Origin of the sequence: Bradyrhizobium sp. LA6.8 (assembly GCF_040547935.1) — a bacterium.
Taxonomy (GTDB): Bacteria; Pseudomonadota; Alphaproteobacteria; order Rhizobiales; family Xanthobacteraceae; genus Bradyrhizobium; species Bradyrhizobium barranii.
The window spans coordinates 268,543-281,656 of sequence record NZ_JBEPQQ010000005.1; the positions used below are offsets into that span (position 1 = coordinate 268,543).

Consider the following 13,114-nt stretch of genomic DNA (forward strand, 5'->3'; position numbering starts at 1 on the left):
GACAGCTCTGCCGCGCACGAGGGCTATGGAAGGTCTGGAAGCCTTGGGAATCGCGTCACGAGGACTGAGCCGGGAGGGCCGCGAAGCAGTTGAGCTTCCGGGATGCAGCCGCCAGAGGCTGCAACAATGCGGCAAGCCGCAGTCTTCGTTGACGGCGGTGAAGAAGCAAGTTGCGTGCCGTGTGGGTGTGTTGGAAAAGGTTAGCGATATCAGCAGGATGCTGCGCGCGTTGATCTGACTTTTGCGGCCGTGCGGCCTTTTGCTTGGGCGGCTGCATAAGATTTGTGCGGTGCACAAGGAATGAGCAATCCGCAAATTCCGCGTGCGCAGCAAGCCTGCGACAGTCTGGCGCGGCATCAATAACCTATTAATTTTTCGACGTTTTTCGGAGTGGCGGGCTTGGCATGAAGCTTGAATCATTCAAGCCGACGCCATTGAAGCCGTCCCGCGAGACTTCTCATCCGATTTGCCGACGCCACCAGACGGGGGTCTTCCCCGCCATGCGTTCGCATGCGCCTTTTTCTGGCGTCACGGACGGACGGGCTGCTCGCGAGCACTGACGCCATCAATTCTGCAACGATGCAAAGGACGACACTGCCTATGACCAAGCGCACCCGCCAGCCCTCGGGCCTGAGCCGCCGTCAATTGTTGAAGGCCGCCGGCAGCACCGCCGCTCTTCTCGCCGCCGCCAAGCTGAATTTCCCCGCCGGCGCCTTCGCGCAGGACGCAGGCCCCGAGGTCAAGGGCGCCAAGCTAGGCTTCATCGCGTTGAGCGATGCCGGTCCGCTCTTCGTCGCCAAGGACAAGGGCCTGTTCGCCAAATACGGCGTGCCCGACACCGACGTGCAGAAGCAGGCCTCATGGGGCACCACGCGCGACAATCTCGTGCTCGGCTCGGAGGGGAACGGCATCGACGGCGCGCACATCCTGACCCCGATGCCGTACCTGATTTCCGCCGGCAAGGTGACGCAGAACAACCAGCCGACCCCGATGTACATCCTGGCGCGGCTCAATCTCGATGCGCAGTGCATCTCGGTCGCCAAGGAATATGCCGACCTCAAGGTCGGTGCCGACGCGTCGGTGTTGAAGGCGGCGTTCGAGAAGAAGAAGGCCGATGGCAAGTCGGCCAAGGTCGCGATGACCTTCCCGGGCGGCACACATGACCTCTGGGTCCGCTATTGGCTCGCCGCCGGCGGCATCGATCCCGACAAGGACGTCGAGACCATCACCGTGCCGCCGCCGCAGATGGTGGCGAACATGAAGGTCGGCACCATGGACGCGTTCTGCGTCGGCGAGCCCTGGCCCGGGCAGCTCGTGCATCAGGGCATCGGCTACACCGCCGTCAACACCGGCGAGATCTGGAGCAAGCATCCCGAAAAGTCGCTCGGCATGCGCGCGGCCTGGGTCGACAAGAACCCGAAGGCTGCCAAGGCGATCCTGATGGCCGTGATGGAGGCGCAGCAATGGGCCGACAAGATGGAGAACAAGGAAGAGCTCGCGACCATTATGGCGAAACGGCAGTGGATCAACTGCCCGGTCGAGGACATCGCCGATCGCGCCAAGGGCAAGTTCGACTACGGCAATGCCGGCAAGGTGGTCGAGAACTCACCGCACATCATGAAGTACTGGCGCGACTTCGCCTCCTATCCGTTCCAGAGCCATGATCTCTGGTTCATGACCGAGGACATCCGGTGGGGCAAATATGAAGCTTCCTTCGACAGCAAGGCGCTGATCGGCAAGGTCAACCGCGAGGACATGTGGCGCGATGCGGCCAAGACGCTCGGCGTCGCGGCTTCCGAGATCCCGGCCTCCACCTCGCGCGGCAAGGAGACCTTCTTCGACGGCAAGGTGTTCGATCCCGAAAATCCGGCGGCCTATCTGAAATCGCTCGCGATCAAGCGCGTCGAAGTCTGATGGAGCCAGCGGCCGCCCTTGGGCGGCCGCATCTTCCTTGAGCTGGAGAGAGATTGCGATGAACATGCCTGCCACGAAAATGGACATTGAGACTGCGACCCCTGCGGGCACCGCCGCGCCGGTCGTCGCGATGACGCCGAAGCGCCCGCCGCGCAGCGAAGCCTACGCGCGGATGGCAAGGGAGACCGCCGTGCGCGTGATTCCGCCGCTGGTCGTGATCGCGCTGTTGACGCTGGTGTGGGAGCTGGTGTGCCGCCGCGCCGGCTCGGCGCTGCCGCCGCCGTCGCGGGTGTTCAAGGACACCAAGGAACTGATCCTCGATCCGTTCTTCGATCATGGTGGCATCGACAAGGGCCTGTTCTGGCATCTCTCCGCCAGCCTACAGCGCGTCGCGCTCGGCTATTCGCTGTCTGCGATCGCCGGCATCGCGCTCGGCGTGCTGGTGGGGCAATCGGTGTGGGCGATGCGCGGGCTCGATCCGCTGTTCCAGGTGCTGCGCACCATCCCGCCGCTGGCCTGGCTGCCGCTCTCGCTCGCGGCGTTCCGCGACGGCCAGCCATCGGCGATCTTCGTCATCTTCATCACCTCGATCTGGCCGATCATCATCAACACCGCGGTCGGCATCCGCAACATCCCGCAGGACTACCGCAACGTCGCCGCGGTGGTGCAGCTCAATCCGCTCGAGTTCTTCGGCAAGATCATGATCCCGGCGGCGGCGCCCTACATCTTCACGGGCCTGCGCATCGGCATCGGCCTGTCCTGGCTCGCCATCATCGCGGCTGAAATGCTGATCGGCGGCGTCGGCATCGGCTTCTTCATCTGGGACGCCTGGAATTCCTCGCATATCAGCGAGATCATTCTGGCGCTGTTCTATGTCGGCATCGTCGGCTTCGTGCTCGACCGCCTGATCGCGGGCCTCGGCAAGATCGTCACCCGCGGCACGGCGCAGAACTGAGGGAGAAGGGCACATGACCGCCTATCTGAAGCTCGACCATATCGACAAGGTCTTTACCCGCGGCGCCGCCAGCACGGAGGTGCTGAAGGACATCAACCTGACGATCGAGAAGGGCGAATACGTCTCGATCATCGGCCATTCCGGCTGCGGCAAGTCGACTCTGCTCAACATCATCGCAGGCCTGACCGGCGCCACCACCGGCGGCGTGCTGCTCGAGAACCGCGAGGTCAACTCGCCGGGGCCCGATCGCGCGGTAGTGTTCCAGAACCACAGCCTGCTGCCGTGGCTGTCCGTCTACGAGAACGTCAAGCTCGGCGTCGACAAGGTCTTTGCCAGGACCAAGTCCCGCGCCGAACGCGACGCCTGGGTCATGCATAATCTCAACCTGGTGCAGATGGCCCACGCCAGGGACAAGCGTCCCTCGGAAATCTCCGGCGGCATGAAGCAGCGCGTCGGCATCGCCCGTGCGCTGGCGATGGAACCGAAGGTGCTGCTGCTCGACGAGCCGTTCGGCGCGCTCGACGCGCTGACCCGCGCGCATCTGCAGGACTCGGTGATGGCGCTGCATCAGAAGCTCGGTAACACCATTTTGATGATCACGCACGACGTCGACGAGGCGGTGCTGCTATCCGATCGCATCGTCATGATGACGAACGGGCCGAGCGCGCGCATCGGCGAAGTGCTGGAGGTGCCGCTCGCACGTCCCCGCAAGCGCCTCGATCTTGCGACCAACTCCACCTATTTGAAGTGCCGCCACCGCGTGCTCGAGTTCCTCTACGAGCGTCATCGCTTCGTCGAGGCCGCGTAAACCAAGGTTTAACGTGGATGATAAGCGCGCCTAAATAATCGACACCTCGCTCAATCCTTGTGCGCCGCACAAGGATTGAGCGAACCGCTAAATTTGCGAGCGAAATACGCCTGCAAGAACTTCGGGCAATGCGAACAAGCCCCTGAATTCCCTGTATTTCCCGAACGCGCGCAATTGGCACGGAAATTGAAATACCTTTTCCGACGCCAACGACGACGTCCCTCAACATCATCAATCAGCATCGTGAACTCGCCACCGGGGCATGGCCTCGGCGCGCGCCTCCGCGTGGAGGCTGAGCCTGCAACGACGCAGCGGTGAGCCAAGAAGGGATTATCAATGACGACGAATCCGACTCGAAATCCGACGTGGATTTCTGATTGGCGCCCCGAAGACGAGGCGTTCTGGAATGCGGGCGGCAAAGTGATCGCCCGGCGTAACCTGATCTGGTCGATCGTGGCCGAGCATATCGGCTTCTCCGTCTGGCTGATCTGGAGCATCGTCACCACCAAGCTGCCGCAGGCGGGCTTCCACTACACCACCGACCAGCTGTTCCAGCTCGTCGCGGTGCCCGGGCTGATCGGCGCATTGATGCGCTTCCCCTATACGTTCGCGGTCACGACCTTCGGCGGCCGCAACTGGACCATTTTCAGCGCCGCTGTCCTGTTCATCCCGACGCTGTCGCTCGCCTATTTCGTCAGCCAGCCCGATACGCCGTTCTGGCTGATGCTGCTGATTGCATCGACCGCGGGTCTCGGTGGCGGCAATTTCGCCTCCAGCATGACCAACATCTCCTTCTTCTTCCCTGACCGGATGAAGGGATGGGCGCTGGGGCTGAACGCGGCCGGCGGCAATATCGGCGTCTCCAGCGTGCAGCTCTTGACCCCGATCCTGATGACGCTCGCGGTGATCAACCTGTTCCAGGCGTCCCCCGTCGACGGCATCTTCCTTCAGAACGCCGGCCTGATGTGGGTGCTGCCGATCGCGATCGCGGTGTTCGGCGCGGTATTCTTCATGAACAACCTGACCACGGCCAAGTCGTCGATCAAGAACCAGCTTGCCGTGGTCAAGCGCAAGCACACCTGGATCATGGCGTATCTCTATATCGGCACGTTCGGATCCTTCATCGGCTACTCGGCGGCGTTCCCGCTGCTGATCAAGACCCAGTTTCCGGCGATCTCGATCTCGATCGCGTTCCTCGGGCCGCTGGTCGGTTCGCTGTCGCGACCGCTCGGCGGCTTGCTCGCCGACAAGATCGGCGGCTCCATCCTCACCTTCTGGAACTTCATCGCGATGGCGGGCGCCACCGTCGGCGTGCTCTACTTCGTCGGGCACAAGGACTTCACCGGCTTCCTTGCGATGTTCCTGATCCTGTTCGTGACGACGGGCATCGGCAACGGCTCGACCTACCGCATGATCCCCTCGATCTTCCGCGAGCAGAACCTGTTCAGGGTGCGCGGCAAGGGCGATGCGGCGCGCGCGGCGGCGTTGAAGACCGCGAGCATCGAGAGCGGTGCGGCGGTCGGCTTCATCGGTGCGATCGGCGCGGTCGGCGGCTATCTGATCCCGACCGGTTTCGGCAAGTCGATCGCCCTGACCGGCGGTCCGTCGCTCGCGCTCGCGATCTATCTCGCTTTCTACGCCTCCTGCCTCGGACTGACCTGGTGGTTCTACCTGCGTCGCAGCCCGCAGGGTGAGGGCGCGTCAAGCCTCGCGGAAGCGCGAGTCTGAGTTTGGCACGAATGTCGCTTCTCCCCGTACGCGGGGAGAAGACTCTCTGATGACGTTTGACCCATGAACCTTGTTCGCAACGGCGCGGACAAAGGCAGACCGAAACAGACAGGAGAACATCATGACTTCAGAACAGATCACCCTCGTCCAGCAGAGCTTTTCCAAGGTCGCGCCGATTTCAGAGGCGGCCGCGGTGCTGTTCTACGATCGGCTGTTTGAGGTGGCGCCGTCCGTGCGCGCGATGTTTCCCGAGGACATGACCGAGCAGCGCAAGAAGCTGATGGGCATGCTCGCTGCCGTCGTCGGCGGCCTGTCGAAGCTCGAGACGATTCTTCCCGCGGCCTCGGCGCTCGCCAAGCGTCACGTCGCCTATGGCGCCAAGGCCGAGCACTATCCGGTGGTCGGCGCGACCTTGCTCTGGACCCTCGAGAAGGGCCTCGGCGAGGCCTGGACGCCCGAACTCGCCACGGCCTGGACCGACGCTTATGGCGTCCTGTCCGGCTACATGATTTCCGAGGCCTACGGCGCACAGGCGCAGGCCGCCGAATAGGAGATGCCTTGTGAGTGAACCGCTGGTCATCGTCGGTAACGGTATGGCGGCCGCGCGTCTGGTCGACGAGCTCGCCAAGACCTCGCTCGGCCGCTACGCGGTCGCGGTGATCGGCGAAGAGCCGCGGCTCGCTTACAATCGCGTGCTGCTCTCCTCCGTGCTGGCCGGCGAGACCGGCTCGCACGAGATCGAGCTGAGGCCGGCGGACTGGTGGCGCCATCGCGGCGTCACCGTGCGCTACGGCTACCGCGTCACCGAGATCGACACCGGCCGCCGCGAGCTCAAGATCGAAGGTGAAGAGAGTGTCGAATATTCCAAGCTCGTGCTCGCCACCGGCTCGACGCCGCTGCGGCTCAACGTCCCCGGCGCCGATCTCACCGGGGTGCACACCTTTCGCGATACGCGCGACGTCGATCTGCTGCTGACGCTCGCTGCAGCGAAGAAGCGCGTCGTCGTGGTCGGCGGTGGCCTGCTCGGGCTCGAAGCGGCCTATGGCCTTGCGAAAGCCGGCGCGCCGGTGACGCTGCTGCACCTGATGGACCGGCTGATGGAGCGCCAGCTCGACCTACCGGCGGCGGACCTGCTGAAGACGCTGGTCGAGCGCAAGGGTATCCGCATCCTGCTGAACGCCTCCACCGCCCGCATTCACGGCGACGGCCATGTCGAAGCCGTCGAGCTTGCCGACGGCACGCGCATCGAGGCGGATGCCGTGATCTTCGCCGCCGGCATCAGGCCGAATGTGGCGCTTGCTAAAGAGGCGGGCATCGCGGTCAACCGCGGTATCGTCGTCAATGACGAGATGCAGACGGCCTCGCCCGACATCTACGCGCTGGGCGAATGTGCCGAGCATCGCGGCACCTGCTACGGCCTGGTCGAGCCCGCTTACGAGCAGGCGCGCGTGCTGGCGCGGCATCTCGCCGGACGTCCCGCCGCCTATCAGGGCAGCGTGGTCTCGACCAATCTGAAGGTGTCCGGCGTCAGCGTCTTCTCCGCCGGCGACTTCATGGGCGGGGACGGCAGCGAGAGCCTCGTGCTGTCAGACCGCAGGCGCGGCACCTACAAGAAGCTCGTCATCGCCGACGGGCGGCTCACCGGTGCGGTCCTGATCGGCGATACCGTCGATGCGCTCTGGTATCTCGAGCTGATCCGCAATCGCGACAAGGTGGCGGCGATCCGCACCGACATGATGTTCGGCCGCGCGCTGGCGCGTCCCTCCAAGGCGGCTTGATAAGGCAGCTCGATATGACGGCGATCGATCCCACGCTCCGCGCCACCAAGACGACCTGTCCCTATTGCGGCGTCGGCTGCGGCGTGCTGGCGACACCCGACGGCAACGGTGGCGCGGCGATCGCGGGCGACCCTGATCATCCCGCCAATTTCGGCCGGCTGTGCTCGAAGGGCTCCGCGCTCGGCGAGACTATCGGGCTGGAGAGCCGGCTGCTCTATCCGATGATCCGCTGCAAGGGCGTGCTGGAGCGTGTCGCCTGGAGCGATGCGCTCGACCACGTCGCCCATCGCATGCAGCACATCGTGGCGCGCGACGGCGCCGATGCGGTCGCGTTCTATCTCTCGGGCCAGCTCCTGACCGAGGACTATTACGTCGCCAACAAGCTGATGAAGGGCTTTGTCGGCACGGCGAATGTCGATACCAATTCGCGGCTCTGCATGTCGTCCTCGGTCGCCGGCCACCGCCGCGCCTTCGGTGCCGACACCGTGCCCGGCTGCTACGAGGATCTCGACCAGGCTGATTTGCTCGTCTTCGTCGGCTCGAATGCGGCCTGGTGCCATCCCGTGCTGTTCCAGCGCATGCTGAAGAACAGGCAGGAGCGCGGCGCGCGCATGATCGTGATCGATCCGCGCCGGACCGACACGGCCAGCGACGTCGATCTGTTCCTCGGCCTCAAGCCCGGTACCGACACCGCCTTGTTCTCCGGCCTGTTCGTCCATCTCGCCGACAGCGGCGCGCTCGACCAGGATTACATCGCGCAGAACACGTCTGGCTTCGATGACGCGCTGGCGCGCGCGCGCAACATCGCCGGCAGTGTCACCGCGACCGCGCTGGCGACGGGCCTGTCCGAACAGGACGTCGCCGCCTTCTTCAAGATATTCCGCGACACCGAGCGCGTCGTCACGCTCTATTCGCAGGGCGTCAACCAGTCGGCGCAGGGCACCGACAAGGTCAACGCGATCCTGAACTGCCATCTCGCCACAGGGCGCATCGGCAAGCCGGGCGCCTCGCCGTTCTCGCTCACCGGCCAGCCCAACGCGATGGGCGGCCGCGAGGTCGGCGGCCTCGCCAACCAGCTCGCCGCGCATATGAACTTCACCCCGCCCGACATCGATCGTGTCAGGCGGTTCTGGAAGGCGCCGCGCATCGCCACCCATGAAGGGTTGAAGGCGGTGCAGCTGTTCGAGGCGATCAACCGCGGCGAGGTCAAGGCGCTGTGGGTGATGGGCACCAACCCGGCGGTGTCATTGCCGGACGCGGACGTCGTGCGTGAGGCGCTGAAGAAGCTCGAGCTGTTCGTGGTCTCCGAGAACGTGCTCTCCAACGACACCGTCGAGGCGGGGCCGCATGTGCTGCTGCCGGCGCTCGCCTGGGGCGAGAAGTCGGGCACGGTGACCAACTCTGAACGCCGCATCTCGCGCCAGCGCTCGTTCCTGCCGGCGCCGGGCGAGGCGCGCCCGGACTGGTGGATTCTGAGCGAGACCGCAAAGCGGCTCGGCTTCGGCGACAGCTTCAACTACAAATCCGCCGCCGATATTTTCCGCGAGCATGCCGCGCTCTCTGCTTTCGAGAACGACGGCAGCCGCGATTTCGACATCGGCGCGCTGACCGCGCTCTCGGACGAGGCCTTCGACGCCTTGAAGCCGGTGCAGTGGCCGGCGCGCGAAGGCGAGGCGGCCGGCGAGCGCTTCTTCGCGAACGGCGGCTTCTTCACCAATGACGGCAAAGGCCGCTTCGTCGCGCCGGAGGTGCCGTCACTGCGCGGCGAGACCGGCCCGTCGCGCCCGCTGCGGCTCAACACCGGACGTATTCGCGACCAGTGGCACACCATGACGCGCACGGGTCTCAGCCAGCGTCTCGGCGCGCATCTGCCGGAGCCGTTCGTCGAGATCCACCCGGATGATGCCAGCAAACACGGCATCGCGCATGACGGCTACGCCCGCATCACCACCGATTACGGCCAGTGCATCCTGAAGGTCGTCGTCAGCGACCGTCAGCAGCGCGGCACGCTGTTCGCGCCGATCCACTGGAGCGCGATGAACGCCTCGCACGGCCGCGTCGGGGCGCTCGTGCAGTCCTTCACCGATCCGTTCTCAGGCCAGCCGGAGTCGAAAGCCACGCCGGCGGCGATCGCGCCTTACGAATACGTCTTCCGCGGTTTTGCGCTGTCGCGCAAACAGCTCGATCTGCCGCCGAACCTGATGTGGACGCGTGTCACGGTTGCGGGTGGCTTCGGCTATCTCTTCGCCGACAATGCGGATCTGTCGCGCTGGCCGGCCTGGCTCGACGGCGTCGCTGGCGAGGACGTCGCCGACTATCGCGACTTCGGCGGCGGCGTTTATCGTGCGGCCTCGTTCGCGGGCGACCGCATCGAGACCTGCCTGTTCGTCGGCCCCGCGCATGATGCCGGCGACTGGGAGGTGGTGAAGAGCCTGTTCGTGGCCGATCACGTCACCGACGAGCAGCGCCGCATGCTGCTGTCAGGCAAATCGACGGAGGGCGCGGCCTCGACCGGCCCCATCGTCTGCGCCTGCTTCGGCGTCGGCCGCGGCACCATCTGCGACACCATCGCGAGCGGCGCGCGCACGGCGGCCGAGATCGGCGCCAAGCTCAAGGCCGGCACCAATTGCGGGTCATGTATCCCCGAGCTGAAGCGGCTGATCGCGACGACGGAAGTGGCGCCGGCGAAGCAGGCGAAGGTCGCGAGCGCGGTAGGGTAGGGGCGACGTTCTCGGTCGCCGCCGTAGACTCCGCTGTCATCGCCCGGCTTGACCGGGCGATCCAGTACGCCGAGACACCTGTGACAATGCGGTGAGGCCGCGGCGTACTGGATTCCCCGCTTTCGCGGGGAATGACGGTGAGGGCGTGGCGCCATGCCCCCGCCCCAATCGACGCGCCCGCGATTGTGCCCTATGTTGCCGCGCTCCTCCATCAGCAGCACCCATAACAACAATGATGTACCTGGAAACGCCGCCGCGCCTGATCGAAACCAAGATCTTCTCCGCCATGCCGGACCAATTCCGCCGCAAGGGCGTGCGGACCGATTGGGCCGATGCCAACCGGCCGGGTGTGCCGACCGATAGTTTCATCGAAGGGCCGTCGTTCGACAAGGACGGCAACCTCTACATCGTCGACATTCCCTTCGGCCGCATCTTCCGCATCGCGCCTGATGGCGCGTGGTCGCTCGTGATCGAGTACGACGGCTGGCCGAACGGATTGAAGATCGCCGCCGACGGCCGCATCCTCGTGGCCGACTACATGCACGGCATCATGGAGCTCGACGCCGGGGCAGGGCGCATCAGGCCCATCCTGACCGCGCGCAATTCAGAATCGTTCCGTGGCTGCAACGATCTGCATCTCGCCTCCAACGGCGACATCTTGTTCACCGATCAGGGCCAGACCGGCCTGCACGACGCAAGCGGCCGCGTCTATCGCCTGACGCCGAGTGGCCGGCTCGATTGCCTTGTTGACACCGGCATCAGCCCGAACGGCCTGGTGCTCGACCCCGGCGAAACCGTGCTGTTCGTCGCCATGACCCGCGACAATGCGGTGTGGCGGTTGCCGTTCATGAAGGACGGCAGCGTGTCGAAGGTCGGCCGCTTCTGCTCGCTGTTCGGCACCAGCGGTCCTGATGGCATGACCATGGACGCGGCTGGTCGCCTGTTCGTCGGCCACGCCTCGCTCGGCCACGTCTTCGTGTTCGCGCCGAACGGAGAGCTGATCGCGCGGATCAAGTCGTGCGCGGGTCCGAGCTGCACCAATGTCGCCATCGGTGGCGTCAAGAAAGATCGGCTCTATATCACGGAGTCAGGGACCAGCAGCGTGCTGGTTGCGGATATCAGCGGATTGTAGTTCTTCGCCTCTCCCCGCTTGCGGGGGCCCCGTGAGGACGGGGAGAGGGAGAATGAACAGCGGAGAACGAACATGAACACAAAACCCTTCGGCAAGACCGGCGCGAACGTCTCCGTCATCGGGCAGGGCACCTGGTATCTCGACCATGGCGACCGCAAGCGCGCGATCGCGGCGCTTCAGCGCGGGCTCGATCTCGGCATGACCCACATCGACACCGCCGAGATGTATGGCGATGCCGAGCTCGTCATCGCCGATGCGATCGCAGGCCGCCGCGATGAAGTGTTCCTGGTTTCAAAGGTGCTACCGAGCAACGCCTCGCGCGGCGGCACCATCACGGCGTGCGAACGCTCGCTGAAGCGGCTGAAGACCGATCGTCTCGACTGCTATCTGCTGCACTGGCGCGGTTCCTATCCGCTCGAAGACACGGTTGCCGCGTTCGAGGAGTTGGTGAAGGCCGGCAAGATCAAATCCTGGGGCGTCTCCAATTTCGACGCCGACGATCTCGACGAAATTCTCGACGTCTCCGGCGAAGGCCGCATCGCGTGCAATCAAGTGCTTTATCATTTGAAGGAGCGCGCGATCGAGCATGCGGTGATCCCGTGGTGCGAGAAGCGTGGCGTTGCTGTCGTTGCATACTCTCCGTTCGGCCACGACGATTTTCCCGCAAGCAACAGCAAGGGAGGCGCGGTGCTGGCACGCATCGCGGAGGCGCGTCGTGTGACACCGCGGCAGGTCGCGCTGAGCTTCCTCACCCGTGCAACTACGGTGTTCGCGATCCCGAAGGCGTCGTCCGCGGAACATGCCGGCGAGAATGCGGCGGCCGGCGATCTCGTGCTGACGAAAGAGGAGATTTCGGCGCTCGATGCGGCGTTTCCGCGCGGTCCGAAGCCGCGCAGTCTGCCCATGTTGTAGTGCACAAACGCCTATTATTAATGGAGTATTGACGCGCGGGGTCGTCAGCGCATATCGGCATCCTGTTTTCGGAAGTTGTGAAAGCGGCGCATTTGTCGTTTTTTACGATCGTTCCCGAATCGTCGTTTTCCCAGGTTCCAGCCGTGACACCGCCGCCCGCCGCAGCCGCAAGGCTCGACAGTATTCCTATGCCCGTGCCGGAGAAGAAGCAGGAGGCTCGCCGCGCGCCTGCGCGCGTCGATCATCCCTTCAAGGGCATCGCGCTGGTGCTGCTGTCGACGGTATTCCTCGGCTGCTCCGACGTCACCGCAAAGTATCTGTCGACGAGCCTGCCGTCGATCGAGATCACCTGGATCCGTTTCGTCACGTTCGCGCTGATGTTCACGCCGGTGATGCTGCCGGGCTCGCCGCTGCATGCGATGCGCACCGATCGCCTCGGCCTGCAATTGATGCGCGGCGTCGCGCTGCTCGGCTCCTCGCTGTTCTTCATCACCGGTCTCCGTTTCCTCCCCATCGCGGAAGCCTCGGCCACCGGCTTCGTCTCGCCGCTGTTCGTCACCGCGCTGTCGATCATCTTCCTGAGCGAGAAGGTCGGCATGCGCCGCTGGATCGCGACCGCGATCGGTCTCATCGGCGTGATGATCATCCTGCGTCCGGGCTCCAATGCGTTTCACGCCGCTGCGTTCTTCCCGATCATCTCGGCATTCTGCTGGGCCGCTGCGCTGATCCTGACGCGCATGATGAGCGGGCGCGAAGCCGTCCTCACCACCATGGCCTATTCGGCGCTCACGGGTGTTGCGATCCTCAGCCTGATGGTGCCGTTCGTCTGGGTGACGCCGAGCTGGGCCGCGATCGGGCTCGGCATCGTGATCGGCGTCGCGTCCACCGTGGGCCAGTGGATCATCGTGCTGGCCTATCGCTACGGCGATGCCTCGGTGCTGGCGCCGTTCTCGTACACGCAGTTGCTGTGGGTCAGCATTCTGGGCTTCTTCCTGTTCGGCGAAGTGCCTGACGTCTGGACCGTCACTGGTGCTGCCTTCATCGTCGCCAGCGGTCTCTACATCGCCCATCGCGAGCGCATCCGCCGCGCCCAGCTGCTGGTGCTGGAAGAGCGTTCCCCGAACCCCTGACGCAAGTTCGCGCGTCCTGCTTCGTGCTATCAACGGC

General features: G+C 64.7%; 10 protein-coding genes. All 10 read left to right on the top strand.

The features are described 5' to 3' along the window. Positions 1-600 precede the first annotated feature (600 nt). The 10 genes from ABIA90_RS25040 to ABIA90_RS25085 all read left to right on the top strand — a co-directional run bounded on the left by ABIA90_RS25040 (position 601) and on the right by ABIA90_RS25085 (position 13,077). A complete protein-coding gene (locus tag ABIA90_RS25040) occupies positions 601-1,914 on the top strand; it encodes a CmpA/NrtA family ABC transporter substrate-binding protein (protein ID WP_063984796.1) in 1,314 nt (437 codons plus the stop codon). Positions 1,915-1,972: 58 nt separating this feature from the next. Next, entirely contained in the window at positions 1,973-2,869 is an 897-nt protein-coding gene (gene ntrB / locus ABIA90_RS25045) for a nitrate ABC transporter permease (protein ID WP_354119782.1), read from the top strand. Between the two features lie 13 nt (positions 2,870-2,882). Beyond that, a complete protein-coding gene (locus ABIA90_RS25050; RefSeq protein ID WP_166350773.1) occupies positions 2,883-3,677 on the top strand; it encodes an ABC transporter ATP-binding protein in 795 nt (264 codons plus the stop codon). A gap of 336 nt (positions 3,678-4,013) precedes the next feature. After that, on the top strand, positions 4,014-5,405 hold the full coding sequence (locus ABIA90_RS25055; RefSeq protein ID WP_354119781.1) for an MFS transporter: 1,392 nt from the start codon (positions 4,014-4,016) through the stop codon (positions 5,403-5,405). A 121-nt stretch (positions 5,406-5,526) separates the two neighbouring features. After that, positions 5,527-5,955 carry a globin family protein gene (locus ABIA90_RS25060; protein ID WP_063986572.1) on the top strand — a complete coding sequence of 143 codons (429 nt, stop codon included), beginning with the start codon at positions 5,527-5,529 and terminating at the stop codon, positions 5,953-5,955. A 10-nt stretch (positions 5,956-5,965) separates the two neighbouring features. Then, positions 5,966-7,183 carry an NAD(P)/FAD-dependent oxidoreductase gene (locus ABIA90_RS25065; RefSeq protein ID WP_071915934.1) on the top strand — a complete coding sequence of 406 codons (1,218 nt, stop codon included), beginning with the start codon at positions 5,966-5,968 and terminating at the stop codon, positions 7,181-7,183. 14 nt (positions 7,184-7,197) lie between these two features. Continuing rightward, the gene (locus tag ABIA90_RS25070; RefSeq protein WP_354119780.1) at positions 7,198-9,903 is read left to right on the top strand and encodes a molybdopterin-dependent oxidoreductase; all 2,706 of its coding nucleotides are present in this window, start codon (positions 7,198-7,200) and stop codon (positions 9,901-9,903) included. Between the two features lie 235 nt (positions 9,904-10,138). Beyond that, positions 10,139-11,035: an SMP-30/gluconolactonase/LRE family protein gene (locus ABIA90_RS25075; RefSeq protein WP_354119950.1), complete on the top strand. Its 897-nt coding sequence runs from the start codon at positions 10,139-10,141 to the stop codon at positions 11,033-11,035. Between the two features lie 72 nt (positions 11,036-11,107). Next, entirely contained in the window at positions 11,108-11,947 is an 840-nt protein-coding gene (locus tag ABIA90_RS25080) for an aldo/keto reductase (RefSeq protein WP_354119779.1), read from the top strand. 188 nt (positions 11,948-12,135) lie between these two features. Next, a complete protein-coding gene (locus ABIA90_RS25085) occupies positions 12,136-13,077 on the top strand; it encodes a DMT family transporter (protein WP_354119949.1) in 942 nt (313 codons plus the stop codon). Positions 13,078-13,114: the final 37 nt, after the last annotated feature.

Excerpts from the sequence above, each read along its gene's own strand:
- ABIA90_RS25055 (WP_354119781.1), top strand. The coding sequence starts at position 4,014 with ATGACGACGAATCCGACTCGAAATCCGACGTGGATTTCTGATTGGCGC.
- ABIA90_RS25060 (WP_063986572.1), top strand. The coding sequence starts at position 5,527 with ATGACTTCAGAACAGATCACCCTCGTCCAGCAGAGCTTTTCCAAGGTC.
- ABIA90_RS25040 (WP_063984796.1), top strand. The coding sequence starts at position 601 with ATGACCAAGCGCACCCGCCAGCCCTCGGGCCTGAGCCGCCGTCAATTG.
- ABIA90_RS25085 (WP_354119949.1), top strand. The coding sequence starts at position 12,136 with ATGCCCGTGCCGGAGAAGAAGCAGGAGGCTCGCCGCGCGCCTGCGCGC.
- ABIA90_RS25075 (WP_354119950.1), top strand. The coding sequence starts at position 10,139 with ATGTACCTGGAAACGCCGCCGCGCCTGATCGAAACCAAGATCTTCTCC.
- ABIA90_RS25050 (WP_166350773.1), top strand. The coding sequence starts at position 2,883 with ATGACCGCCTATCTGAAGCTCGACCATATCGACAAGGTCTTTACCCGC.
- ABIA90_RS25080 (WP_354119779.1), top strand. The coding sequence starts at position 11,108 with ATGAACACAAAACCCTTCGGCAAGACCGGCGCGAACGTCTCCGTCATC.
- ABIA90_RS25070 (WP_354119780.1), top strand. The coding sequence starts at position 7,198 with ATGACGGCGATCGATCCCACGCTCCGCGCCACCAAGACGACCTGTCCC.
- ntrB (WP_354119782.1), top strand. The coding sequence starts at position 1,973 with ATGAACATGCCTGCCACGAAAATGGACATTGAGACTGCGACCCCTGCG.